Origin of the sequence: Agrobacterium bohemicum, assembly GCF_002896715.1 — a bacterium.
Lineage (GTDB): Bacteria > Pseudomonadota > Alphaproteobacteria > Rhizobiales > Rhizobiaceae > Agrobacterium > Agrobacterium bohemicum.
Genome location: NZ_PGEL01000021.1, coordinates 97,350 through 122,838, shown reverse-complemented (window position 1 = coordinate 122,838; position 25,489 = coordinate 97,350). Strand labels below are relative to the sequence as shown.

The 25,489-nt window shown below is 55.7% G+C and carries 22 protein-coding genes; 15 read left to right on the top strand and 7 right to left on the bottom strand.

Going from position 1 to position 25,489, the window contains the following annotated elements:
* The first annotated feature begins 150 nt into the window (after positions 1-150).
* The 5 genes from CUC55_RS06925 (at position 151) to CUC55_RS06905 (ending at position 4,983) form a co-directional block, all read left to right on the top strand.
* A complete protein-coding gene (locus CUC55_RS06925) occupies positions 151-1,425 on the top strand; it encodes an ABC transporter substrate-binding protein (RefSeq protein WP_103087379.1) in 1,275 nt (424 codons plus the stop codon).
* Between the two features lie 158 nt (positions 1,426-1,583).
* Positions 1,584-2,447 carry a branched-chain amino acid ABC transporter permease gene (locus CUC55_RS06920; protein WP_103087378.1) on the top strand — a complete coding sequence of 288 codons (864 nt, stop codon included), beginning with the start codon at positions 1,584-1,586 and terminating at the stop codon, positions 2,445-2,447.
* A 7-nt stretch (positions 2,448-2,454) separates the two neighbouring features.
* A complete protein-coding gene (locus tag CUC55_RS06915) occupies positions 2,455-3,543 on the top strand; it encodes a branched-chain amino acid ABC transporter permease (protein WP_103087377.1) in 1,089 nt (362 codons plus the stop codon).
* Positions 3,543-4,268 carry an ABC transporter ATP-binding protein gene (locus tag CUC55_RS06910; RefSeq protein WP_103087376.1) on the top strand — a complete coding sequence of 242 codons (726 nt, stop codon included), beginning with the start codon at positions 3,543-3,545 and terminating at the stop codon, positions 4,266-4,268. Before CUC55_RS06915 ends, CUC55_RS06910 begins: the two co-directional genes overlap by 1 nt.
* 10 nt (positions 4,269-4,278) lie before the next feature.
* Positions 4,279-4,983 (top strand): ABC transporter ATP-binding protein, encoded by a 705-nt coding sequence (locus CUC55_RS06905; protein WP_067650174.1) that lies wholly within the window; start codon positions 4,279-4,281, stop codon positions 4,981-4,983.
* 262 nt (positions 4,984-5,245) lie between these two features.
* Here the strand turns inward: CUC55_RS06905 and CUC55_RS06900 are convergent, their stop codons facing one another.
* The gene (locus tag CUC55_RS06900; RefSeq protein ID WP_103087375.1) at positions 5,246-6,721 is read right to left on the bottom strand and encodes an FAD-dependent oxidoreductase; all 1,476 of its coding nucleotides are present in this window, start codon (positions 6,719-6,721) and stop codon (positions 5,246-5,248) included.
* A gap of 47 nt (positions 6,722-6,768) precedes the next feature.
* On the opposite strand from CUC55_RS06900, the gene CUC55_RS06895 reads away from it, so the two are divergent.
* On the top strand, positions 6,769-7,254 hold the full coding sequence (locus CUC55_RS06895; protein ID WP_103087374.1) for a MarR family winged helix-turn-helix transcriptional regulator: 486 nt from the start codon (positions 6,769-6,771) through the stop codon (positions 7,252-7,254).
* 439 nt (positions 7,255-7,693) lie between these two features.
* Here CUC55_RS06895 and CUC55_RS06890 read toward each other — a convergent pair whose 3' ends face one another.
* The 5 genes from CUC55_RS06890 to CUC55_RS06870 form a co-directional block, all read right to left on the bottom strand.
* Positions 7,694-8,563, bottom strand: a complete 870-nt coding sequence (locus CUC55_RS06890; protein ID WP_067650166.1) for a DUF3313 domain-containing protein — start codon at positions 8,561-8,563, stop codon at positions 7,694-7,696.
* Between the two features lie 84 nt (positions 8,564-8,647).
* Complete coding sequence (locus CUC55_RS06885) at positions 8,648-9,973, bottom strand: MFS transporter (RefSeq protein WP_425352785.1); 1,326 nt, start codon at positions 9,971-9,973, stop codon at positions 8,648-8,650.
* 165 nt (positions 9,974-10,138) lie between these two features.
* Complete coding sequence (locus tag CUC55_RS06880; protein WP_425352784.1) at positions 10,139-11,089, bottom strand: patatin-like phospholipase family protein; 951 nt, start codon at positions 11,087-11,089, stop codon at positions 10,139-10,141.
* Positions 11,090-11,500: 411 nt separating this feature from the next.
* Positions 11,501-12,700 carry an MFS transporter gene (locus CUC55_RS06875; protein ID WP_425352783.1) on the bottom strand — a complete coding sequence of 400 codons (1,200 nt, stop codon included), beginning with the start codon at positions 12,698-12,700 and terminating at the stop codon, positions 11,501-11,503.
* 666 nt (positions 12,701-13,366) lie between these two features.
* Positions 13,367-14,533, bottom strand: a complete 1,167-nt coding sequence (locus CUC55_RS06870) for an FAD-dependent monooxygenase (protein ID WP_103087371.1) — start codon at positions 14,531-14,533, stop codon at positions 13,367-13,369.
* An 81-nt stretch (positions 14,534-14,614) separates the two neighbouring features.
* Here CUC55_RS06870 and CUC55_RS06865 point away from each other — a divergent pair, with 81 nt between their 5' ends.
* The gene (locus tag CUC55_RS06865; protein WP_103087370.1) at positions 14,615-15,253 is read left to right on the top strand and encodes a TetR/AcrR family transcriptional regulator; all 639 of its coding nucleotides are present in this window, start codon (positions 14,615-14,617) and stop codon (positions 15,251-15,253) included.
* A 102-nt stretch (positions 15,254-15,355) separates the two neighbouring features.
* Here the strand turns inward: CUC55_RS06865 and CUC55_RS06860 are convergent, their stop codons facing one another.
* A complete protein-coding gene (locus CUC55_RS06860; protein WP_067650154.1) occupies positions 15,356-15,805 on the bottom strand; it encodes an Rrf2 family transcriptional regulator in 450 nt (149 codons plus the stop codon).
* A 130-nt stretch (positions 15,806-15,935) separates the two neighbouring features.
* Between CUC55_RS06860 and CUC55_RS06855 the strand changes: the two genes are divergently transcribed.
* The 8 genes from CUC55_RS06855 to CUC55_RS06815 all read left to right on the top strand — a co-directional run bounded on the left by CUC55_RS06855 (position 15,936) and on the right by CUC55_RS06815 (position 25,417).
* Positions 15,936-16,850 carry an NAD(P)/FAD-dependent oxidoreductase gene (locus tag CUC55_RS06855; RefSeq protein WP_067650151.1) on the top strand — a complete coding sequence of 305 codons (915 nt, stop codon included), beginning with the start codon at positions 15,936-15,938 and terminating at the stop codon, positions 16,848-16,850.
* 93 nt (positions 16,851-16,943) lie between these two features.
* Positions 16,944-17,585 carry a class I SAM-dependent methyltransferase gene (locus CUC55_RS06850; protein WP_245303982.1) on the top strand — a complete coding sequence of 214 codons (642 nt, stop codon included), beginning with the start codon at positions 16,944-16,946 and terminating at the stop codon, positions 17,583-17,585.
* A gap of 710 nt (positions 17,586-18,295) precedes the next feature.
* A complete protein-coding gene (locus CUC55_RS06840) occupies positions 18,296-19,339 on the top strand; it encodes an amino acid ABC transporter substrate-binding protein (protein ID WP_103087369.1) in 1,044 nt (347 codons plus the stop codon).
* A gap of 61 nt (positions 19,340-19,400) precedes the next feature.
* Positions 19,401-20,606 (top strand): amino acid ABC transporter permease, encoded by a 1,206-nt coding sequence (locus CUC55_RS06835; RefSeq protein WP_425352772.1) that lies wholly within the window; start codon positions 19,401-19,403, stop codon positions 20,604-20,606.
* Complete coding sequence (locus CUC55_RS06830) at positions 20,606-21,772, top strand: amino acid ABC transporter permease (protein ID WP_103087367.1); 1,167 nt, start codon at positions 20,606-20,608, stop codon at positions 21,770-21,772. The genes CUC55_RS06835 and CUC55_RS06830 overlap by 1 nt, the downstream gene beginning before the upstream one ends.
* A gap of 4 nt (positions 21,773-21,776) precedes the next feature.
* Positions 21,777-22,541 (top strand): amino acid ABC transporter ATP-binding protein, encoded by a 765-nt coding sequence (locus CUC55_RS06825; RefSeq protein ID WP_245417705.1) that lies wholly within the window; start codon positions 21,777-21,779, stop codon positions 22,539-22,541.
* Positions 22,542-22,689: 148 nt separating this feature from the next.
* Positions 22,690-24,198: a M81 family metallopeptidase gene (locus CUC55_RS06820; RefSeq protein ID WP_210200670.1), complete on the top strand. Its 1,509-nt coding sequence runs from the start codon at positions 22,690-22,692 to the stop codon at positions 24,196-24,198.
* 4 nt (positions 24,199-24,202) lie between these two features.
* The gene (locus tag CUC55_RS06815; protein WP_103087364.1) at positions 24,203-25,417 is read left to right on the top strand and encodes a MalY/PatB family protein; all 1,215 of its coding nucleotides are present in this window, start codon (positions 24,203-24,205) and stop codon (positions 25,415-25,417) included.
* Positions 25,418-25,489: the final 72 nt, after the last annotated feature.

Below are 25,489 nucleotides of genomic sequence, written 5' to 3'. Positions count from 1 at the left end.
CGTTTCGGTCTTTCCATCTTATGATTGATAAAGAGCGCTTTGAATTCCTAGCATTCACAAGTCGCTAATTGACACTGATATGTTACTGGGTTATCAATTAAACGCCTGCCCGATAGGCCAATCGATCTTCTTACAAAAANGGGGAATGCCATGAGTGACAGTCAGAACAGAGTGGGAATTACGCGCAAGCAGTTCCTCAAGGGAGTAACGGCAATCGCTGTGGGGAGCGTTGCTGCTCCCGCTATCCTGAGCGTGACCTCGCCTGCGCGGGCAGCCGGACAAGGGCCAGTCAAGTTAGGCTTCCTGTTCGATCAGTCTGGTGGATTTGGCGAATACGGTCTTCCTGCCGTGCACGCGGCAGAATTGGCGATCGAGGAAATCAACGCGTCTGGCGGCATCAACGGGCGGGAGGTCGAGGCCGTGATTGTCGATACCCAGTCTGATACCTCGCGGTATGTTTCAATGGCCAGGATGTTGATCGGACGCGATAAGGTCGATGCCATCTTCGGCGCCATTGGTAGCCAGGATCGCGAGGCCATTAGGCCGATCGCGCATGCAGCAAAANTCCCCTACTTTNACCCGACTTGTTATGAAGGCGGGGTCGCCGACAATTGGACCTTCTGCACAGGCGTTGTTCCAGAGCAGGGCTTTGCCACGCTTATTCCCTACATGGTCGAGCAGTATGGTGCGAATGTCTATGATCTCGCTGCAGACTATGTTNGGGGTCAACTTTCCACGCTCTGGCTGACTAAATATGTCAGTATAGCCAAGGGAAAGCTGGTTGGTTCGGAGGCCGTTCCGCTTAATGTTTCCGACTTCAACTCGACACTCGGTCGCGTCCAGGCAGCAAAGCCGAATTGGATCTACTCATCGCTGACGGGCAAGGAGCAGAGCGCGTTTTTCACCCAGCGCGCGTCTCTTGGCGTGAACATTCCGCTCTCGGATTTTGTCATCACACTTGCACAGGCTGGCGGTCATCGTCGCATGAAGTCGCCGGTACTCGCGGGGCTGCACGAGACTTTCAGTTACCTGGAAGAATTGCCAGGCGAGCGAAACGCGGATTTCGTAAAACGTTTTCGGGCAAAGTTCCCCGACGAGGTTTTCATAAGTCAGCCTGCGCAAANCACGTACGTCGCCGTCCAGCTCTATGCTAAGGCTGCAGCTCTCGCCGGCAACGTTACCCCTATCGAGATCGTCAAGGCGCTTGAAACCGGCATCTCCTATGATGCGCCGGAGGGTACGGTCCGTGTGGATCCGAAGTCGCATCACGTCTCCCACAATGTTCATCTGGGGAAGGTTGCGCAGGATCACACGCTCGAAATTGTTAAGAGCTGGGAAANCATCGAGCCTTTCTGGCTTGGCAGCATTGGCGTTGATCTGACGAAGAAGCCAGAAAGCCGCCAGTATTCGCCCCTGGACGCATAACACCTCAGTAGTTGGTTTGGATACGCGCCCGGGTTGCGGAGCGCGTATCGCCAGCCCGCTTTAGCTCGCAGCTTAGGGGCGTCATGTTACGTGGCTGCCCACTTGATTGAAGGCCGCCATTGGATCGGCTGCCCCCGGCAGGCGACATTGGAGAGATCATGTTTGGACTTTTCTATCAAATACTGGCCACTTTCAGCTTTCTCGTTCTGTCGACGACTGGCCTCGCGATTATTTNCGGTGTGATGAACATCATCAATTTCGCTCACGCCTCGTTCATCATGCTGGGAGCCGTGGTAACCGTCTATCTTGTCAGCGCAGCCAATCTGTCAGTCTTCCTTGCTATACCTCTGGCCGCTTTGATTGCGGCAGCGGTGGGCGCATTCCTGGAAATGACGCTGATCCGCAGGCTGTACAATCGAAAGCTCGACTGCCTGCTTGCGACATGGGCAATCAATATCATCATCGTACAAGCTGTCTTCCTGTGGCTGGGAACCAGCCAGCCAGGCATCGATCAACCCTTTGGCTCCTTTACGGTAGGAGACGCGGCCTATAACTACTATGAGCTTTTCCTTTTCGGATGCGCAGCTCTCGTGCTTGTGTCGGTATTTCTTCTGTTCCGGTTTACACGCTTCGGCCTGAATGTTCGGGCCGCGATGCAAANCAGGGATATGGCCGAGGGGCTCGGCACCAATACGAAAGCGATGTATCTAAAAACGTTCGCACTCGGCGCGGGGCTGGCGGGTCTGACTGGTGCCCTATACGCCCNTCTCATGCCGGTCTCGCCATATTTCGGCGACCGCTTCCTGTGGAGAGCTTTCACTGTCTTGATTGTCGGGGGCGCGGATCCGCTGATTGGGCCACTGATGTCAAGCGTAGCGCTCGGGGGTGTGTATGGAGGTCTAACGTGGCTTTGGGACTCCGTCGCCGGTTCGATCGGCATTCTTCTTATCACGATGATCTTCATCCGGGTTCTGCCCCAAGGGTTCACCGGCCTCTGGGACATCCTGCGGGCAAGAAAGTGAAATAGCGATGCGTTCTAAGTTTTTNGACCTTATTACGGCCCTTAATGGCCCCCAGACCGTAGGCACCTCGCCTCTTTACTGGAAAAGCCTTGCCATTGTCTGTGGCCTGCTGCTCTTGTACCCGATCATAGGCGAGGACTATGCCGTCTCGAACAACGGCTTCCTCCTGGTTTGGGTTTTTCTCGGATTGAGCGTGTGTATACTGTGGGGTTACACCGGTATATTCAGCTTCGGGCAGACAGCCTTCTTCGGCCTGGCTGGCTATGTCTATGGGNTGGTGAGTATCAACATCCCGCCCGAATACAGCATGCTTGCGGCCGTTTGCGGCATCGCCCTGATTATGTTGCTATCCGCGATCGTGGGCTATGTCATCTTTNACGGCGGAATTTCATCGCTCTACATCGCGATCTTTACTCTGATGCTGACGCTGCTTGCCGAAACTCTGCTCAGCCGAACGTCCGGCCCGCAATTCCGCATTGGATCTGCTTTGCTAGGTGGCTCCAATGGAATGGTCGGCATTCCGCCGCTGCAGATCGGCAGTGGAGATTTCGCCATCGTGTTCGTCGATAAACCGTTCTTCTGGCTGGTCGCCGCCCTGCTAATTCTTGTCTTTCTCGGTCTGCGTTTCCTGCTGAATTCAAACTGGGGTTATCTTATGGTTGCCACCCGCGAAGATCCCCTGCGCACCCAGCTGTTCGGTTACGATATTCGTAGAATACAATTGGTCACCTATATCATTGCCGGAGGCATTGCCGCTCTGGGTGGCGTACTCTTTGCATCCTGGAATAATTTTATCGCACCATCGTCGATGGGCATGACGGCGGCGACCCTGCCGATCATTTGGGTTGCAGCTGGTGGACGTGCAAGTATTCAGGCTGTCACGATTTCCACGTTCACCCTTCAATGGATCAATCAGCAACTGGCCTACGGCGGCGGAGAGTATTCGCTGATGTTCTTCGCTATCCTTTTGCTCTGCACTGTCATGCTCTTCCCTCAGGGTATCGTGACAACCATTGAGATGGCACTGGACGGATACCTTGCCCGACGGCGAGCCGCGCGTCTGGAAAAAAGCCCCCTGCTTGGAGGTCGTCTTTGATGTCAGATCTAGTAACAGTCGAAAATCTTCATAAATCTTTCGGTGGCCTGCAAGTGCTGCGCGGAATGAGCTTCGGTGTTCCCGAGGGGGAGATGCGTGTTCTCCTTGGTCCGAACGGATGTGGCAAGTCGACATTTCTCAAANCGATGATCGGTCTGCATCGCCCGAGCGCCGGCGAGATAAGGCTAGCGGGCGAGCGCATCGACGGTTTGCACCCCCACGAGATAGCTCGGCTTGGTGTCAGCACCAAGCTTCAGGTTCCGAGCGTTTTCCGGGAACTCAGCGTCTACCAAANCATCCGCATCGCAGTTCAACGCGAGACAGGTCGAGATGCCCGTTCACGCAACATGGTGATCGATGAGACCCTCGATATGATTGGCTTGCTAACGCAGGCTGGAAATCGAGCTGGAAATCTATCTCACGGACACCAGCAATGGCTTGAGATCGGCATGGCGATTGCCAGTCAACCACGCATCTTGTTGTTGGACGAGCCAACTGCGGGGATGACACCCGAAGAAACGCAGCAGACCGCCCAGATCGTGTTGCGCTTAAATAGGCAGAAAGGCATGACCGTCATCATTGTCGAGCATGATATGGCCTTTGTATCCGCACTCGACGCTCCGATCTTGGTACTCAATCAGGGCTCAATCTTTTTCGAGGGAACGCTTCGGCAGGTTAGAACCCACCAAGGTGTGAAAGAAATCTATTTTGGATCCAGAGCATAGGACAGTGGCCATGTTGCAAATGAACGACATTACCAGTGGCTATGGTAGAACAAAGGTTCTGCACAATCTCAGCCTCTGCATTCCTACGGGAAAGGTGACCGCGATTGTGGGGAGAAACGGTTCCGGCAAAACAACCTTGATCCGGACCATAATGGGCTACAATAAACTTCATTCAGGCACTATCAGCATCGAAGGACGATCGATCGAGCGCCAAGTGACTGCCGCTCGCGCCCGAGCCGGCCTGGGTTATGTTCCCCAAGGACGGCACATATTCCCAGACCTGACAGTTGCGGAGAATCTCGAGATGGGAATGAATGTCTCGTCCGACGTTCCCAACCGGAAGCTGCTCATGAAGGAGATCCATGAGATGTTCCCGATACTCGAGGAGCGTAGACGGCAAAAAGGTGGCACGATGTCAGGTGGCCAGCAGCAGATGGTCGCGATAGGTCGCGCTTTGGTTGGCAATCCTAAACTTCTTCTGCTTGACGAACCTTCAGAAGGAATTCAGCCGTCCATCGTCGGGGAAATAGAACAGCATATTGTCCGGCTGCGCGATCGGATGGGATTGACGATTCTCGTAGCTGAGCAAGATGTGACCCTGATTAAGACTGTTGCCGATATCTGCCACGTACTAGATATGGGGCGTATCATAACCACCTTGAGGAGAGAGGAATTCGCTGGGACAGATGCACTCGAGCAGCATCTTGCACTTTGAGCGACATCGGTACTGCTCCGTACTAATGCTGTCCCACAAANCCCACGACCTGAGGGCCAAATATCTCCCGAGCCGTCGACCGCCATCAGAACCAAATGGCAGACCAGGCCCGCGCATGTCGGTGCCCCTCAGTGTGGCTATGTGCGGCAGGTGCAAGCGATCGCGCATCCTAATCGCGCAATCGTTGAGCATGAAAAGATCTTTGGTCGGCGAGCCGTTAAGGTCAGGTTCAAAACGGTCCGCCCTTGTTAGCCACGCCTCTTTAAAAGGCCCATGGTAGTTTNGCAGTATCGCCGGAAGCCACGATAGCCCCGACATATCCATCAGGCCGAATGAGTATCGACTCGCCCGATGCGAGCCCGTACGCATCACGGAAGTGGGCCTTGTCATCTTCCAGTTCGCATCCGTTACCGATCCGATGGATGTGAAGTCCCTTCTGGCCGGTTACCTCGTCACCCGCCGTTTCATAGCCGATCAGGGTCCAGTGGGGCCCTTGGAACAGGTCAAAGAGGCGACGGATAGATCCTGCGGCACCCCGTACCGGCGCATCGGNCGCCNGATCACCCGCGATCAGAATTGCATCTCTGCCGGGTGGATTGAGTGACAGTGATGACCCTCGATATCCTATATCGAGTTGGCGCACCTCGCGTCCCCGTTGCATTCCTCCCTGTTTCGCAGCCTCGAGCAAACCTGTCGCGAGCCCGAGCATCGCTTCAGCGACAGGGCGACGCTCTTCCTCATAGGTATCAAGCAACTGGTCCGCGGCGCCGCCAAGCACTGCCGCTAACTTCCACCCGAGATTATAGGCGTCTTGTACGCTTGTGTTGAGGCCTTGGCCCCCTGTCGGCGGATGGACGTGAGCAGAATCGCCAACAAGAAACACCCGCCCAACCCGGTAACGCTCTGCAAGGCGAGCGTTCATTGAATAGGCGGACGCCCAGGAAACCGACTGGACCTTAATGTCACTTCGGCCCGTCTTTTCGGAGATCATTTGTTGCAGCGCTGGTGCGGACAACTTGACCTCACCCACCGGCGCGATTGGTGCCTGGATCTGAAAAAGTTCAGTTCCCGCGAGCGGNCAAATCGAAACCATTCGTCGCATATCTCCGCTGTTGAACTGGTGCCAGGCCTGACGGTCGAGCCCCGACAGCAAGACATCTGCTACCAGCGCACGTACACCAAGTGTTTTCCCAGGGAAGTCCACGCCAAGCGAACGTCTTACGAAACTTCCGCCGCCGTCTGCCCCAACAAGATATTCGCAGCGAACGACTTCCTGACCGGATGGTCCAGCAAGCCGGGCAGTTACACATTCCTCGTCCTGTTCGAAGGCAACAAGCTCAAGTCCGAACTCGACCTGATGTCCGAGTTCGGCGAGCCGCTCACGCATCACCTTCTCCGTGAGAAATTGCGGCACCATCAGGGCGATTTGATAGGGCTCCGCGGGTGTCGGATCAACTCGTTCGCCCATGTCCTTGTCCAAGAACGTGCCATCGTCCCGATACTCGCGCATTCGCGGATAGGTACCGCCTGCCGCGACAATACGATCGATGATCGCTAGGTCCTCGAAGACTTCCTGCGTTCTCGGTTGAATGCCCTTGCCGCGCGAGCCCGGGAATGGCTGGTTCATTTTCTCGATGAGGCGGAACGCCACGCCGCGTCGGGCGAGGTCAATGGCAAGCGTAAGGCCGGCAGCGCCCGCGCCGCAGATCAAGACGTCGATCACGTTATCAACTTTCATTTCTGCCTCCAATGTGTATGATGCACATATCATCAGGAGACACGACGATGTCAACAAAAAANGTGCAAAATGCACACATCTTGGAAACACTGCCCGAACTGCATCGTTCGCTCATGGATATTGCCGGGCTCATGAATCGTCCCGAACGGGATGCGCAATTGCTGGAACTGGCAGGGCTGACGCTGGAGCGCGCGCTGTTCCCGCTTCTCGTCGGCATAGAGCGACGCGGACCGATTGGAGTTGTCGAACTCGCCGATGGTGTCGGACGGGACTACACGACCGTCAGTCGCCAGGTAGCACGTCTTGAGCAACTCGGTCTCGTCGAGCGCCGCTCCTTACCAACCGACAAAAGAGTGCGCGAAGCGGTCATAACGGCAAAGGGAAAAGCCGCGACTGATGCGCTCGATAAGGCGCGCGAGAGAATGGCGTTATCCATCCTGAAAGACTGGACGCGTGAAGACTTCGACCAACTGGTTCGCCTCATGCGGATGTTCGCCGACAGCATCGCCGCCGTGCCCGTGCAAGAAGGCTAGAAGCGACGCCATGTATTGGCAGGTTCTCCGAGCCCGCTGGCGCCCGATGGGGTCACGTCGCTTGGGCCGGGGGTACTGCAAGATTGAACAAGACGCGAAGAGCCGATTGCACAGGCGTTTCTTTTCATGCCCCAAGGTAGTTCTTGATGATTTATAGCAGCCAATGAACTTGCATTCGTTGCAACGGTCGAAATAGTCGCCTTATGGCGTTGCAGGTAAGCATACACAGCACCTTCGGCTGTTACTCCAGCCAGTGCTCGATGGTCGTAGCGAGCGCTCAGCCTCATCACAGATCGACGACTAGGCGCGTGCGGTATCGAGCGACACTTTCAGCTGCTCTGCAGCGCAACTGGAGTGAATGCTAGCGGTCCGGCGCGCCCATGAGAGCCTCCAAATTGATTGCAAGCGGCAAGCCACGGGTTACCCGTGTCTAGCGCCTCTATTGCGCGCCTGTCGGACGCTGTTTGTCAGTCCACGAGGGCGGCATACCAACCTGCGAAGCTGCTAAGTCCGTCAGTCCGGGAGACCGACCAAACATATCGCACGCAGGATACTTCGGTTTCCCACCAAGACCCGACTTTATTTTCTGCCCGGACGGAATTTTCGGTAGCCCCTTGAACGGAGTCTTGCCGGTGACGAGCATCTTGGAAAAATCACCTCCAAAGCTCGCCGCAAGTGAATAAGCGTCACCAATCTGCGAAACTCGAGCACTCGTGGTCACAAAGTTCGCTCCTCTAGCCCATACCATCGCTCCTACCTGCTTGCCATCTCTCATCGTGGCTTCAGCCTCCACGGAAAGGCCTCCAAGCCCCATGGGCAACCTTGGAACGGGCACCGGGGAAAAGATGCTGGCTCCGAGTGACGTCGCTGTAGAAAGACCAGCCATTGTGGCGTTCGTAGGAACGATTTGGGTAATGGTTGCGTGAACAACAAGGTCGGCATCCTCCCTCCTACTTACAACCTCAAAACGATCGCTGACACCGACGCAGAGGGCGCGGCTTATCACATTCGCCACCAGCGCTCGGTCGGAAGATTTCTTGATAGAATGCAATGCTGCGCCTGACACCATCGTTGGCTCGATGTAGATTGTCTTAGTGGTGGCGAGATCCCCTGAAGAGACCTTATAGTTTGCTTTGGTCGATCGCCCGTTATTTGATGTCAAACCTTCGTAGGACGTTAGAGAGTTCGCCTGTTCAAGCGATACAGACGCGCACCCGACGATCGGTAACAACGACAATGAAAGGAGGGCAGACGCAATCGGTCGATAAGCCGGTTGGATAGTTGCCAAGCCGAGGCGGGGATATGACATTTCATTCTCCTGTTGTGTGAGTGAAGCCGATGCGACATCATCGTGCTCAGCGAACCGTCAGCAGTTGCGAGCCAGCCGTGATCGTCATCTTTCTGTTGGATCGGACTTTNCCGGAANGAGAGAAAGCAGTCCGACTGCGGCGAGACCCGTTAACGCGAGCGCGACTAGGACCGAGGCCCAGCCGATGTAATTTTGTTGCTTGATCAAAAATCCGCCGGCGATCGGCCCGATGATGTTGATGAGCGAGGCAAGCGATTGCGCCATACCCATGGCGACACCCTGAGAACCGGCGGGCACGATCAGCGTTAGTGCGGCAACGAGTGTCGGTCTTGCCAGCGCCAGGCCCGACGCGGCCGTAAAGACACCCACGGCCAGGCCAGCGATCGTATCGCCGAAACCGATGAGGGCGAAACCGACCGCGAGCAATGCGAACGACGCTGCGGCCAGCGTTCGCTCATGGAACGTCTTCCTGATCGCGCGCACGACCACAACCTGAACCAAAATGTTTGTCGCGCCTGCTACGGTGAACAGGAGCCCGATTTCGGTCGGTCCAAATGGCTCGCCATCCCACTGGTACCGCGCTTGGAGCACGAGCGCGAGTTGTGAAGCAAACAGGCTGAACGCGAGGTAAAGTATGGCAAGCGCTGTTAGAAGCGCCTTGGCATTAGGAAGCGCGATTAGATCAGTGATCTCACGATATAATTTCGTCAGGGAAAACTTTGCCGCGCCGTTTGCGTTGTTTTTCAAGACTTCCTTGGCACAACGTGCTTGGTTGGCCAGACGCTTTCTCTTCCTGAAGACATGGCTATCGAAACGGATGCGGGAAGCCCGATCATCCGCAGGAAGGAGAGTGGAGGTCGCTACAATGCTGGCAAGGGAGAGACCCGCAGCAACCAAGAATGGAATTGCCAGGCCGAACGGGGCGAGTGTTCCACCAAGAGCCGGACCGACCATCGTGCCCAAACCCATCGCCGCGCTCACGAACCCGATCGCCTGTCGGCGGACCTTAGCTTCGCTTCGATCTGCGACATAAGCGATCGCTATGGCAACATTGCCCGCCGACAACCCTCCGAGGATGCGGGCCAGGAAANCAACGAACAGATTGGGCGACACGGCGAGCAGAAGGAAGCTTGCGCAGGTACCGATCTGACTTATTAAAAGCAACCGCTTCCGGCCCGATCTGTCAGACGCGTTGCCCAGGATGGGGCCAGCAAGAAATTCGCAGATGGCAAAGCTTGCAAATAGAAACCCGATCGTCAGTGGTGTTGCACCGAAATCCTGCGCGTAAANCGGGAGAAGAGGCAGGATGAGACCTGCACTGGCGGTGTCCACGACAACAATTGCGAAGATTGGGAACAAGCTCTGCAGTTTCTTCCCTGCCGGGCGCGGGACATCAGCTTCGTGGGTCATCAGAGGCTCGCTTTTGGTGTGAAACACGCACGTGTCTAAACAGGCAGCCACGTGGAAAATTAACCGCTGCAGGGCGCTCATTCTTTGGTTGCCACCTCGGGGAGCGGTTCCTGCCAAGGCGACACAGGACCTGACAAGAGACCACGCTCTTGTGCGGTGACGAAATCACCTTGAAACAGGCTGCAATAAATTCAACGGAAAGATTGGTGTATCCTTCCACAATGCTTCCGCGGTCGTCTGCTCGTAGCCAAGTCTGTACACGGCCAGCATATAATTCCTGTCGAGCGGGTTAAGCATTGAATAGGGAATCTGCACGTCGATCGATGCAACATTGAAATTCGCTCCTGTGCGGCTGGCGTGGTTATATAGCGCGGTTAATTCGCTCTGCGCCTGAGACTTCAGGAAGGTCGCGTATGCACGGCCCAGGGAGGAGACAGTCCTGTTAGGGGTAACGTCGAACTCAGGGATGAGCGCGTTGTTGACGATTACGTACAAATTGACTTTTTGCTGAGCAGACGCCTTGGAAAAAAGGGCGTTTTCGACGAGAAGAGGTGGCGTCAAGATTTGGGACGTCGATCCTCCGTCGGAGTGCAGTTCCTGAAACTGCCGTCCGTTTGACGTCGCCTGGATCATGACTGGAGGAAAGACGCCCGGGACACTTGCCGAAGCGACGATAACATCGCGAAACAGCTTCAGGGCATTCGGGTTCCCGCTCGCAGCAATGGCGCCCATGTTCCAGATCACACCGCGTTGGGTATCGAGGTTTGTCGTGAGAACAAGCAGCCGTCGACCGTTGCGGTGTTCGGCGGCGATCTGGTTGAGAATAGTAGGAGTGATGGAGCGTTCTACGTGTTTTTTNAGCGGCTCGGGCTTCAGCAAGCTCGAGCCGAATACCCCGAATGGCCCGTTGATCGCGACAAGCTCCCGGGCAACGCCGCTGGTAAATAGGTGCACCAGTGTCTGGTCGTAAGCCGAACCTAAAAAGGCGTATGGCGCGATCAGGGCACCTGTGCTGACGCCGGTTACGACATCAAAGGGCGGGCGCGTGTTCGTGGCAGTCCACCCCGCGAGCACACCGACACCGAAAGCGCCGCCGCCACCGCCACCCGAGATCATCAGTATATTTTTCTCATCGGACTGGGTGTTGACCATCCAGTCGCCATGCCTAGCAAGCGCTTCGTTGCGAGAGGAGTAGCGGTAGGCGCGGATTTCTCCATATCCCGCGATCGAAGCATTGTCGGCCTCACGCGCGTCAAAAGCCCGCTCTGGCGTGTGTGTGCAACTGAAAAGAACCAACGTGGCGAACAAAAGGATTATCAATGACCGCATTGTCGGCCTGATCACGAAGCGAATAGCCAACGCCCTCAAATAGACCCGAAAGAGAACACCGCGCGCGGCGGACGTCATCCTTATATATCCTGCCGATTGCATGATGCTTATGTTTNCCAAGATGTTCAGGCCTGTCATTGAGTATTCTCTAGAGCCGGGTGAGATGAGGACTGCTGCCATTGACCGGCAACCGTTTGCTTATTCGTTCGCATGTCCCTCTGCCTCTGGGTCGGTAAGCGGCAGCTTTGTCCACGCGATTGTCGCGGCAATCGCAACGAACGCAATGATCGCGCCGGTCCAGACACCATAGAGTGCCTGACCAATGAGAAAGCCGGCTAACAAGGGAGAGACAGCCTCCGTGGCAGCGAGCAGCGATTGGGCAGTTCCCAGCACGATCCCTTGCCGTTCGCGCGGGGCATGGACGGAGAGCGCCGAGATAAAAGTGGGCCGCGCCAAGGCGTCACCGACGCTCACGCAAAGGATGGCAAAGACAACAACCGGAAGCGTCGTCGCAAAGCCGACAGTGATGTAGCCGACAGCCACAATACCGCAAATGAGAACGATCAGCAGGCGTTCCGTGAAGTGTCGCCCGAGCCATCGCAGCAGGAACAACTGGACAATGATGTTGATCCCACCATCCGCGGCCATTACATAGCCAAGCTCGCGCGGTCCAAACGAACTGCCGTCACTGGTAAAGGTCGCTTGAAGATAGTTGGCGATCTGGGAGCCATACATGCCATAGGCAAAAAAGTAGCAGAGCAGCACGATCACAAGAACTCGGATCAAGGGAGATCTGACGATCGACCTGAACGAGGATGTATCGGAAGCATCCCGGCTTTTGACTTTCTCATCGAAGACGTCGGATGGTGCGTGGCTGCCCTTGATCCAGGCAGCCGTCACGACGAAGCTGGTTGCGGAGAAGCCCATGGCGGCATAAATCGGAACGGTCAGCGAGATGCCGGACAGATAACCCGACAGGCCCGCTCCGGCGATACCCCCAAGCCCGACGGCGGCGTTTAGGACACCGATGGCCTGCCGGCGGTTGGCAGGGGAACTGTGGTCTGCCGCGTACGCGGCGGCAGCGGTGAATGTCCCTCCCGTAAAGCCGAACAGGATGCGCGCCAACACAACGGGCACCACTACCTCTGCAATAGCGAGCAAGAGGAAGCTGGTAAAAGCAGCGGCCTGAGTCGCCAGCAGGATTTTCTTACGTCCCATCCGGTCTGAAAGCTGACCGACGAGTGGCCCTGCCACAAATTGGGTCAGCGCTTCTGTGGCGATCACAATACCGAAANCAAGTGGCGTTCCACCCATTTCCCTGAGGTAAAATGGCAAGATTGGCAAAACAGCGGTCGCGCCAGCCGCAAAGAGGCTGACGCTGAGAAAGACCGGCAGCATCACGCGCCAGTCAAGTGTTGGCGCNGCCCGATCGTTTACCACTTTAGGTAAGTCGGCGTTCATACTGCGCCTCTCTGCTGTAGACCGCAAAGGGGTGCGGATGCCCGAATTCGCTGCGCAGGGATTTTACTATCACCTGCTCAATGTGTAATATGCACATAACCTAGAAGCAGGAAGTTCGTCAATATGAAAGTGTATAATACACATTTATTTATGCCCCCGCTGCGTTCTTTCATTCCCGTAATCTTGCCGACGAGCAGGAGAGAGCCCCTATAGAAGCTGGGACATTCGCTTAAGACTAATATCGGCAGGGTGATGTTTTGCTGCCGAAACGGGCGGGCGCATTGTCTAATAGCACCGAGCCCTGCAACCCTGGTAGATGGACCGACCATCCTGAGGATAGCTGCGAAATCGGCCGCTCACGACATGAGGATTACACTGGCTTTAAGTACAACTGAATTTGGTCGCAGTTGCCCTCCAAATGACCAAAAGCTATGTGGTGAACAGCATCTCAAATTCGCGGTTCCCTGTACCAGCCACTTCACGAAATGGTAGAAGCGCGGGCCGACTCTCCTTCCAGAAGAGCGCATGAAGCAAATTTCCGATAAAGAACTTCAGACCATTTTTCTAGGATAATTGGCATCGGTCGCGTTCGTTGGTTGAACGTCAGGACGAAGCAAAGCGGGCATTTCTTTCGCGAATTGCCTTTTCCGTTCTGGGTGCGAACATCTCCAATCCAAAGCCGATGGCATTTGCTTGTACCTTCTCCACGAAGGGCCGCAGGCTTCGATCATATTCTTGGAACGCCATTTCGGCATTGCCCTCGTACTTTATAAGAGCATCGGCCAAGGCAGTCGCTCCGACCATCGCGAGCGCCCCCCCNATTCCCGCTGCAGGCGTCGCACAGTAGGCGGCGTCTCCCACCAAAGCGACACGACCCTTTGACCACGAGGGCATTTTGATTTGGCAGAATTTGTCAAANTAGAAGTTTTCGCACTGCAGCGCTTCCTCAAGGACTTCGCGGGTACGCCATTTCTCATTGAAGAATTGCTCGTGAATAATGCGTCGATGCTGATCCTGATCACGGTAGTCGTACCGGATCTCATCCGCGGAAAAGAACAAAAACGAGATGTCCGTCTTGTGGTTGTAGGCATTCAGCATCACCGCCTTGCCGGGAGCGTTGTAAATCTGAGTCGTGTCCGTCTCGATCAGCAGCTTGTTCACGATCGAGATCCCAAAGTAGTTTTGAAGAGAAACGGCGTAGTCGGACTCCGGACCAAAAACCATTTTCCGGATCGAGGAATGGTTACCGTCGCAACCAATAACGAGACTAAAGGTGCGCTGTTCTCCACTTTTAAAGCTAACGCGCACCTGGCTCTCATTCTGTTCGAGAGACGATATGCTGTCGCCGAAGATAACCTCGATTTCATCGCCTAACGCCTCGAACATGGTCTCGAGGAGCGTGTCTCTCTCGATTTCATATTCCTCCCCAGAGGTCGGCCCCTCGCCCGTTTCGGGTGAAATTGTCGCGACGGCGACGTCGCAGGCGTTTTTAAAATACAAGCGCCTTGGTTTCAAACTCCGTGCGCGGATCCGTTCGTAGAGACCCATGCGCTTGATGACGTCGATGCTACCATCTCGAATATCAACGGGAGAGCCGCCGTATTTCAGACCATTGCCGACCTCGACGATGGTCACATCGTAGCCGAGCTCGTTCAACCAGTATGCGGTTGAGAGGCCAGCAAAGCTTGCTCCGGAAATGAGCACGCTTGATCCGCGTCCAACGATCTGCAACGTTTTCTCCACTTGGCATCTCCTGCCAGTCCCTAACATTTGCTATGGTGTTACCAAGCAGCGCGAATTAACACTCACTATCAATATATACTGAGTGTCATTTAATTTGTTGGGAAAAGCATGTCAATGGAAATCGACCGAAGAACTCGAAAGCGGCTCGCGACAAGGCAGGTAATATCGGACGTCGCGACACGGCTTTTTTNNAAAAAAGGATTCGATAACGTCACAGTCGACGAAATCGCAGAAGCAGCTGATGTCGGGAGAAAGACAGTCTTCAATCACTTCGCTCGAAAGGAAGACATGTTCTTTGACCTCGACGGTCAAGGACGCCGGGATTTGGAAGATGCACTTAAATCACGACAAGGCGGTGCGAGCTTAGTCGAAACACTCCGACTGTTCGCGCATCGATCTGCGCTCGAAGGTCGACCGTACATTCGCTTTTTCCCGGGGAGCCAACAGTTCGTATCAGCCGTTGTCGCTAGCGAAGCGCTCACGGCTCGCGCTCGGGCAATCCGCGATGAGCTGACCGACGTACTATCCAACGCGCTCTCAGAAGCTGCAGGGCAACCAGCAGGCGATCCTGCCGCAAATCTCTCGGCAGCCCTGTTTGTAACAACGTGGGTCGTTGCAGCAATCGAAGGCCACCGAGTGTTCGGTGAGCGGGAGGATGCTGAAGAGGCCGTGGCTTCCTTTCTCGCAATGATTGACCTAGGAACAAGAGGGCTCAAAGTCGCGATGGATAGCACCCCTTATGAATAAGTGTTGGAGCCTAGTAGGATTTCGACGCGGGGTATCGCACGTGACAAANTATATCGTGGTCAACCATCAGGGACGCCAAATTCATAGCCTCTGATTTCCTCGTCAACCGTCGCATCGTGTACCTTTTTCGGTGCTCGGAGTGGACGGAAAACCAGCTGCTATGTCGGCGAGAGTCACTCCTGCAAACCTTTCCAACAGTCGCTGTTCCGCGTCAGCAAACACATCCCTAAGCGTGGCATTCACGGCTTTTTCAATTGCGCATCCCGGCATGTCGTAGGCTGGCCCAACAGCGAAAATGGAAGGCTCGCCGACCGCTCGGTGGATGTCTAGGAGTGTCAGTTCGCCAAGAGGCCGAGCCAGCGTCCATCCGCCACCATGTCCCTTTACGGAACAAACATAGCCCTGGTCTCGCAAGCCCGCCATCGTCCGGCGGATTACAACCGGGTTGGCATCCAGCATGGACGCGATCATATCTGATGTCATCGGGCCGTCGTGACGACCCATATGGATCAGCACATGCAACATGCGAGATAACCGACTGTCCTGTCTCATGCAGCAAATCCCTCTTGCAAAGACCGAAATCTATCCAATCGCAACGCTCTTGTCACATCAAATGTATCATGAGAGTTGACATCGCTGTCTCACGACACTTATGATGTGTCGAGAAAANGGGAGGTTATGCATGGACAGTGAAATTCATGACGTCATCATCATCGGCGGAAGCTACGCGGGTCTTTCTGCCGCATTGCAGCTTGGTCGTGCCCGACGCAAGGTCTTGATCATTGATGAAGGACTGAGGCGTAATCGGTTCGCCAGCCATTCGCATGGGTTCTTAACTCAGGATGGTGTCGATCCAGCAATCATAACGGCCAAGGCCCGGGCGCAGGTCTTGAAGTATCCAACAGTCCGATGGGTTGCAGCAAGGGCCGACTCCGGTCGAAGACTAGGCGATACCGGTTCGACACATGCTGCTTTCGAGGTTGCGGTTGGCGACACTCGTTACCTCTCTCTGCGACTGCTGCTCGCTTCGGGCGTCAAGGACATCCTGCCGAACATCGAAGGGCTTGCGGAGCGTTGGGGTAGAAGCGTCTTCCACTGCCCATACTGCCATGGCTATGAGCTGAACCAGGGCCAGATAGGCGTGATCGCAGGGTCCGAACTCTCCATGCATCATGCGTTGATGCTGCCCGACTGGGGACCGACAACTCTTTTTCTCAACGGGGCTTTTGAGCCGGATGCAGAGCAACTCGCTGCCCTCAAGGCTCGCAGGGTGACTGTGGAGCGTACCGCAGTGGCAGCGATCACGGGTCATGCCGACGTCCGTCTTCACGATGGGCGTACGCTTAGCTTTGCGGGCATCTTTGCTCTAGCGCCCTTTGAACTGGCTAGCCCCATGGCAGAACAACTTGGATTAGAGATGGACCGAGGCCCACTCGGAGCAGTCATCAAAACCGATCCGATGAAGGAAACGAGCATGCAAGGCGTATTCGCCTGTGGGGATGCGGCACGCATGATGGCTTCGGTAGCGCTGGCTGTAGGGGATGGAAACCTTGCCGGGGCAGGGGTGCACAGATCGTTGATGTTCGGATCGACCTGATGCTGACCATCCATTGTTACGGAGGTTTCTTGTTTGAACTCATCAGGGAGAAGATGAATGCGCCAGAGACATGATCCCTTTGCGAGCCCNGGGATGATCGAGACCTATATCACCGAAACGCCGCGAAAGGTCCCAGGGCTGGCTGATCTGCACCGGATGACCATGCTCCTGCTCAGCGAGTACGCCCAGAATAAAGCTCATATCCTAGTGGTCGGTGCGGGTGGAGGAATGGAACTGGTGGCTTTGGCCAAAGCCCAACCCGAATGGAGCTTCGTTGGCGTCGATCCATCCGCCCCTATGCTGGAACTGGCCCGACGGACCATTAAATCAATCGCAAAAAGAGTTGAACTTATCGAGGGTACTATCAAGGCTGTACCAGCGCACGAATTCGATGGCGCAACATGCCTCCTCGTCCTTCACTTTCTGGACAGACGGGAACGACTCAATACGCTGATCCAAATCCATCAGCGGCTGAAGCCGGGAGCAAAATTGGTCATGGCGCATCATAGTGTTGGAGCCGGCGATGCAGCAATTTGGTTGACGCGCTTGGCTGCGTTTGCTGACCGAGCAAAATTCTCATGGGAAGCGGCCTCTGCTACCGGCACCGCCATAGCGGCAGCCTTGCCGTTGCTTGCTGCATCAGAAGAAGAAACGTTGATGCGTGAGGCCGGTTTTGCGGATGTCGAGCTTTTCTATTCCGCATTTTCGGTCAAAGGGTGGGTTGCAACGGCATAGTTTCTCCCCGATTGAGCCCCCTTCACCGGGCGACTTTGCCATTCAGGCTTGCATTCACACGTACTGGCTGAATGGAGGAGAAGCGCTGTCTTCGCGGCGTCATATTTGCTAGCTTTCCTCCTCAACCAGACCCCTCATTGGCTCGCTGCTGTTCATAGTTGCCGCCGACAACCGCGCGCTGCGGCTGTTTCCGGGTATCATGCTTTTAGGCTGGGGGATCAGAAACGCACAGCATTGCTACCACTGATTGCACAGAAGGAGTTTCCTCCTGCAGAGACAGTACTCGTTGTGCCACAGATCGTCGCTATCGGTCAGGCCGGGTATGCTTTCGCACCGGCGGCGTTCGGGTTGCTGCGTGGGTATGATGGTGCCGACGCAATGGGATCGGCACCGGTTCTTGTCTATGCAGCCGCAATCCAACTTGCCGAGAGGGAGTATGCTTGTGGGGCTGCACCAATAAGCTCGATTGCTCCACGGCGAGCGACTGTCGATCGACGCGAGCTCAAGGCCAGTGTTCAAACCACTGCGCGACAAGGGCACCATGCCTGCGTGTGTTGGCTATGGTGAGCGTTACCTCAAGAGCAACACCCGCGCTTACTCTTTGCATCTTCCATAGGCGGCAGCTTTCAATACCTTCAAAGCATCGTCTGCCAATCGCTCATCATAATCGTAAAAGCGACAGACGCGCCAGACCGGGAGAGCAGGCGCAAATGGAGGAGAAGAGTGTGAGAATACGTATTTACAGTGCGGCATTGGCCGCATTGACAATGGCGATCACGCCCGGTTGGGTGAGCGCCCAAGAGAGTTCCATGCTCGCCAAGGTCAAGGCACGGGGCGAACTCAGTTGTGGTGTCGGCACTGGACTTGCAGGCTTCGCACTGCCTGATTCGGATGGCAACTGGCAGGGTCTAGACACCGACTATTGCCGTGCGCTGGCAGCCGCGGTCATCGGCGATGCCAAAAAGGTCAAATTCGTTCCGTTGACGGCCAAGGATCGCTTCGCAGCAATTCAGGCCGGGCAAGTCGATGTACTCGCGAGGACCACGACTTGGACACTCTCTCGTGACACAGCCAACGGTCTCGATTTTCGCGCGGTCGATTTTTACGACGGACAGGGATTTCTCGTCAGAGCCGATAGCGGCTTGACATCTGCAGCCGAACTCGACGGTGCAAGCATATGCCTAACGCAGGGATCGACGGCCGAGCTAAACACGTCGGACTATTTCCGCACGAAAGGCATGAAATACAAGCCCGTAACTTTTGCTACGAGTAGCGAAACGGTAAAAGCCTATGAAAGTGGGCGCTGCGACAGCTATTCGAACGATTCCTCCGCGCTTTACGGTGAACGTCGCAGAATGGCCGAGCCGGACAAACACGTCGTCCTCCCGGAGATCGTTTCGCGGGAGCCGCTTGCCATCGGTGTTCTGCAGGGCGACAGCCAGTGGTCGGATCTCACAGCCTGGCTTCATTTCGCCCTACTTATCGCGGAGGACAACGGCGTCACCCGCGACAATGTCGATACTTATCTGACGAGCGAAAACCCAGAGATCCGCCGCCTTCTTGGCGTAGAAGGAAATGTCGGTGAACTTCTGGGCGTTAACACGGACTGGGCACTGCGCGCTATTCGCGCGGTGGGCAATTACGGCGAAATGTACGACCGAAATCTCGGTTCGGGTTCACCTTTGAAANTACCGCGGGGCCTGAATGCTCTCTGGAGCAAGGGAGGCCTGCAATACGCTCCCCCGCTTCGATGACCGAAAGGGTCGGAAAAACGATCTATGAGGGCCACAAACGTTAGCCAACAACATCAAAACGATGGGAAATCACATGTTCTCCCGGACACCCACGAAGTCCTCGCGGGGCCCATCGGCCACCGCGAAGGAAATATTGTGGCAGGCGATACTGCTTGTTGCGATTGCCGGCCTGGTGGGGGGCGCGTTATGGAATGCTAGCGGTAGCCTTGCCCAGCAGGGGGTCGCATCCGGATTCGGGTTTCTCGGCCATACCGCCGGCTTTGACATCAGTCAGAGCCTGATCCCGTTTAGCGCAGTTTCGACCTATGGACGCGCCTTCCTGGTCGGTCTGCTGAACACGGTCGAAGTCACCGTAATCGCCATTCCTCTTGCAACTATTTTGGGTTTCACCGTCGGCATCTCCCGGCGATCGTCCAATTGGTTGCTCAACCGTGTGNCGGCCGCCTATGTGGAGGTCTTCAGAAACACGCCTTTACTCCTCCAGCTTCTGTTCTGGTACAATGCCGTATTGGCGGCTCTCCCAGCGAAAGCCTTGGAAAGTCTGCACCTCGGCAACGTTATCTATCTGAACCGTCGCGGACTTGCTCTTCCACAGCCGGTCGTTCAGGATTTCGGCGGCGCCTGGCTCGTCGTCGCTGCAGCAATTGCGGCGCTATTTTTTTNGACCGCACGTCTTGCTCCAATATGGCGGGCACGAACAGGGCACGGTTTTCCGCATCGTTCCATGAACCTGTTGATCCTCTTCAGCCTGCCTTTGGCTTTCTGCCTTGCTATCTACCTGATAACTGGCCGTTCACCGATCCTATTCAATATTCCCGTGATGGGACGGTTCAGCGTGGATGGAGGATGGCAGTTGTTGCCTGAGTTCGTGGCACTTCTCATAGGCCTGATCTTCTATACGGCCTCATCGATTGCCGAAGTGGTCCGGTCTGGCCTGGCGGCTGTACCCAAGGGACAGTATGAGGCGGCCCGTTCGCTTCATCTTCCATCGGGAAAGATAATGCGTAAAGTGATCTTGCCGCAGGCGATACGTGTCATCATTCCACCTCTTACCAACCAGTATCTCAATCTCCTCAAGAACTCTTCACTGGCGGTGGCAATCGGCTATCCCGATCTCGTGCAGATTTTCACCGGGACAGTGTTGAACCAAACTGGTCAGGCAGTTGAGATCGTCTTCATGACCATGGCGGTCTATCTCACCATCTCGCTTCTTACGGCACTCGGGATGAACGTCTATAACCGCCGCATCGCTACGGTGGAAANCTGATGTCATCCGGTACCTATCGACACGAGCCGTTGCTACCCTCGACTTACTGTCAGAGCGACCCTTACCCGCCTGCCCCGCCGCCGCTTGGCGATCGAGGCTGGTTCAGTTGGCTTCGCCGCAACCTGTTTCCCACCTGGCGGCAATCCCTCCTGTCGATTTTGATCTTCTCCCTTCTCGCTGGCACAGCGTGGCAACTGGCTAAGTTCCTGTTGGTGGACGCGGTATGGTGGGGTGACACTGGGGAGGCATGCCGACCCTCGGATGGGCGCCCTGTGGGTGCGTGCTGGGCGTTCATTGCCGATCGCTACAAATACTTCATCTACGGCTCCTACCCTCTCGATCAGCGATGGCGCGTGAACACGTTCTTTATCGCCGGCGNCCTTGGTCTCGCTTATCTGCTGTGGCGGCGTGCTCCGTTCCGGCGATTGGGCCTAACTCTCGTTATTGTTGCCCTTCCGTTAATCGGCTTTATCTTCCTAAGCGGCTGGGACGCGGTGGGGCTGCCGGATGTTCCCACGAATCTGTGGGGCGGACTGATGGTTACTATCGTGGTCGCCGCCGTCGGTATCGCCACCGCCTTGCCGGTCGGGATATTGCTTGCTCTAGGGCGTCGCTCACATTTGGTGATCGTGCGGTGGTTGAGCATCGGATTGATTGAGTTGCCGCGCGGCGTCCCTTTGGTGACGGTGCTTTTCATGGCAAATACGATGCTTCCGCTTTNCCTCCCGCCCGGCCTCAATCCCGACAAGTTGGTGCGGGCTCTGGTTGGTATCACTTTCTTTGCGGCGGCATATCTTGCGGAAATCATTCGTGGTGGGCTGCAAGCCATCCCGCGAGGGCAGTATGAAGCGGCATCGGCATTAGGCTTCGGCTACTGGAGGACCATGGTTCTCATCACTCTACCGCAAGCCCTCAAGGTCGCCGTTCCGAATATCGTCAGCATTAATATCGGCCTCTTCAAGGACACATCGCTCCTTCTGATCGTCGGGATATTCGACTTCCTGTCAACCGTCGAAACGGCGCGCATCGATCCCCGATGGGCAGCGCCCACGATCAGTACGACCGGTTATGCATTTGCCGCGATTGTATATTTCAGTTTCTGTTTCGGCATGTCGCGTTACGGCGCTCTGATCGAACGTCGATTGTCTCGTGATCATGGAAGGTGATATAATGGTCGCGACCGAAACACCTATCCCAGTCACATCTTTCGCCGTGCAGGTTCGTGAACTCTCCAAATGGTTTGGAAACTTTCAGGTTCTGAACCGTATTGACCTCGATATTTCCGTTGGTGAGAAGGTCGTTATTTGTGGCCCGTCCGGATCAGGCAAGTCCACGCTCATTCGTTGCATAAATCAGCTCGAACCTTTCGAGAGCGGTCGCCTTCATGTCCATGGCGTGGAGATGTCTGATGCGCGAAAGAATGTGCAANTGGTAAAGCAACAGATCGGCATGGTATTTCAGCACTTTAACCTGTTTCCTCATCTGAGCGTCATGGAAAACTGCGTTCTGGGACCGATGACGGTCAGGGGATTGTCGCGGCGGCAAGCAGAGGATATTGCCGATCATTATCTCGCGCGGGTCCGAATTTCCGAACAGGCATTTAAATATCCCGGCCAGCTTTCGGGCGGCCAGCAGCAGCGCGTGGCCATCGCCAGAGCCCTCTGCATGGAGCCAAAAATTCTGCTCTTTGATGAACCGACCTCCGCGCTCGATCCGGAGATGGTGAAAGAGATCCTGGATACCATGACGGATTTGGCAAGAGACGGCATAACGATGATCTGCGTTACCCACGAGATGGGCTTTGCGCGGCAAGTCGCCGACAGAGTGATCTTCATGGACAAGGGGCAGATCGTGGAGGTTAACAGGCCGGATGTATTTTTCAAACTCCAGTCCAATGAACGCACCCGGCAGTTTCTGGCGAACCTCGTTCGTTGACCGATCACCACGATTATAGTCCCCAGATGCGTGCCATCGCGTTGGGGTGTTGCTTTCAAGGCAATGCTTGCATTCAAAAGCTGCTGCTTCCGCAAAAACCCATCGCCCGATAGAGGCCATATCGTGTTTGGCGCAAACTTGGGGGTGGATCGTGCGAATACTTGTAGCGGGGTTTGAACATGAGACGAACACGTTCGCGCCTTCCAAGGCCCACTACCGGAACTTCCTCAAAGGAGAAGGGTATCCGGCGCTGAGGCGCGGAGCCGAACTTTATGAGTTGCAAGAGATCAACCTCGGTGCGGGTGGCTTCATCAAGGCGGCGTTGTCCGCTGGACACGAGCTCATCCCCGTCGTCTGGGGTGGCGCGAGCGCGTCCGCCCATGTGACGACTGCTGCTTTCGAGCAGATTTTCGGCGAGATTGCCGAAGCGGCAAGGAAGCATTCCTATGACAGTGTTTTCATCAATCTCCATGGCGCCATGGTCACAGAGGCACATGACGACGGGGAAGGTGAAATACTGGCAAGGCTGCGCTCGATCATAGGTTCGGATGTTCCTCTAGTCGCGTCCTTGGACCTACACGCCAATGTCACTGCAAAAATGATCGATCTTGCAGACGGCCTGATCGCCTACCAGACTTATCCGCATCTCGACATGGCGGATACCGGAGCCAAGGTCCTCGAACTGCTCCATGAATACCGAGTGTCGCCGACGCCCTGGTTCAAGACATTTAGCAGGCTCCCCTTTCTCATTCCGATCAACGGGATGTGCACGTTGGTCGATCCGGCCCGTCGCGTTTACGAAAGGCTGCGGGAACTTCAGAAAGGCGACGTTATTTCTCTGTCTTTCGCCCCGGGCTTTCCCGCCGCCGATTTTCCCGAATGCGGACCCACCGTTNGGGGCTATGGGCGCGATCGGCACGCCGTTGAAGACGCCGTCTCAACGCTTGTCGATATGATCGTTGCCGAAGAGAAGAACTGGCGGGTAGATTTTCTCTCCCCACGCGACGCCGTGGAGCAGGCCATGAGAATTACTGCGGACGCTCGGAAGCCGGTGGTCATCTCCGATACCCAAGACAATCCCGGTGCGGGTGGTGACGGGAACACGACCGGAATGCTGAAGGCATTGTTGGACTGTGGAGCGGCCAATGCTGCAATCGGTGTGTTCTACGACCCCGCAGCATTCGAGGCTGCACGCGAAGCCGGCGTCGGCACTGACATAACCATAGCGCTGGGCGGCACATCGGATGTGGAGGGCGATTCGCCTCTCTGTGGCACGTTCCATGTCGATTTCATCGGCGATGGGACCTGCACGTTCGAGGGGCCGATGTTCCATGGCAACAAGGTCGACCTGGGAGGTGTAGCCTGCCTTCGCATCGCAGGTGTCAGCATCGTCGTTAGCCCGACCAAGGCCCAGATGTTTGATAGGGTGCTTTATCGGATCGCTGGCATCGAACCCGAAACGAAATCCATACTCGTCAACAAGAGCTCCGTGCATTTTCGAGCTGATTTCACAGAAATAGCGGCAGCCATTATCGTAGCCAAGGCGCCAGGGCCTATGAAGGCCGATCCCGATGATCTGCCATGGACGAGGTTGGCAGAAGGAATGCGCACTTCGCCCATGGGACCGGCGTTTTCCAGTTTGATTTCAGAGGATTGATCAGATGCAGAATGTCGAAGCTGCTCCGCTGAAGCGCAATCCGGACAGTATATATTTTCTGATGGACGAACCGGCGCTGCGCCGTCGTGGTAATCTCAAGTGGTCCACCTATGGGGAAGATGTCCTTCCGGCATTTGTGGCCGAGATGGACTATGCGGCGGCGCCAGCGATCGCCGATGCTCTGTCACGAATAGCGACTGCTCAACAATACGGGTACCNGGCAAGAAACGGATCTCGCACGCCGGCCTCTGTGGCATTGCTCTATGCTGAACGCATGAGCAGGATTTTCGATTGGCGTCCGGACCCGGAAAATGTTGTCGTCGTTNCCGATCTCGTGCAAGCAATTTTCACAACCATACTGGCGTTTTCGCAAACAGGCGATGGCGTTGCGGTCCAGGAACCTTGCTATCCGCCATTTCGAGACGCGATAGTCTCGACCGGGCGCGTTTTTACCCCCGTCGGAACCGTGGACGACGGAAATCGTTTATCCATCGATTTCGACAACCTCACCAATACCATCGGACCCCAGACACGCCTGCTTGTGCTGTGCAATCCACACAATCCGACGGGAGGCGTGCTCGATCGCCAGGACCTGGAAAAACTGGCGGAGTTCGCTCTGGCTCGCGATCTGCTCATCATTTCGGACGAGGTGCACTGCGAGATTACCTTCGATCAGTTCCGGCATGTTCCCATTGCCTCCCTTGGCAAGGAAATAGCAAGGCGAACGATCACTCTGGGTTCGGCGGCGAAATCATTCAATACGGCGGGCCTGAAATGCGCGTTTGTTCACTTTGGCACTGCGGAGTTACGCGATCGCTATCTCAAGTCCTTCCCGCGCAGAGTGATTGTCCCGGGACATGTCATGGGTATCGATGCGACGATTGCAGCTTGGGAGCGCAGCCATCAATGGCAGCATGATGTACTGTCATATCTGGCCGACATGCGCGGCCTGCTCATGCAAAGGTTGCAAAAGGACCTGCCGGAACTCCGGGTCTATGCACCCGAAGGCACGTACATGGCGTGGCTCGACTGCAGCGCACTTGGATTACCCTTGCCGGCCTACGATTTCTTTCTGGGCGAAGCGCACGTAGCCCTAAGCGCCGGGCAGACGTTTGTGACAGGCGGTGAGGCCTTTGCAAGGCTGAATTTNGCGACATCGGAAACGATACTCAGCGAGATTCTGGAGCGCATGACCCATGCAGTACGCACTCGCGGCTAAGTTCGTGTGCCAAGGCCGCATGGCTGGGCACCTCTGCCGGATTGGCAAACGCCGGGCGACGGTCGCGCCATT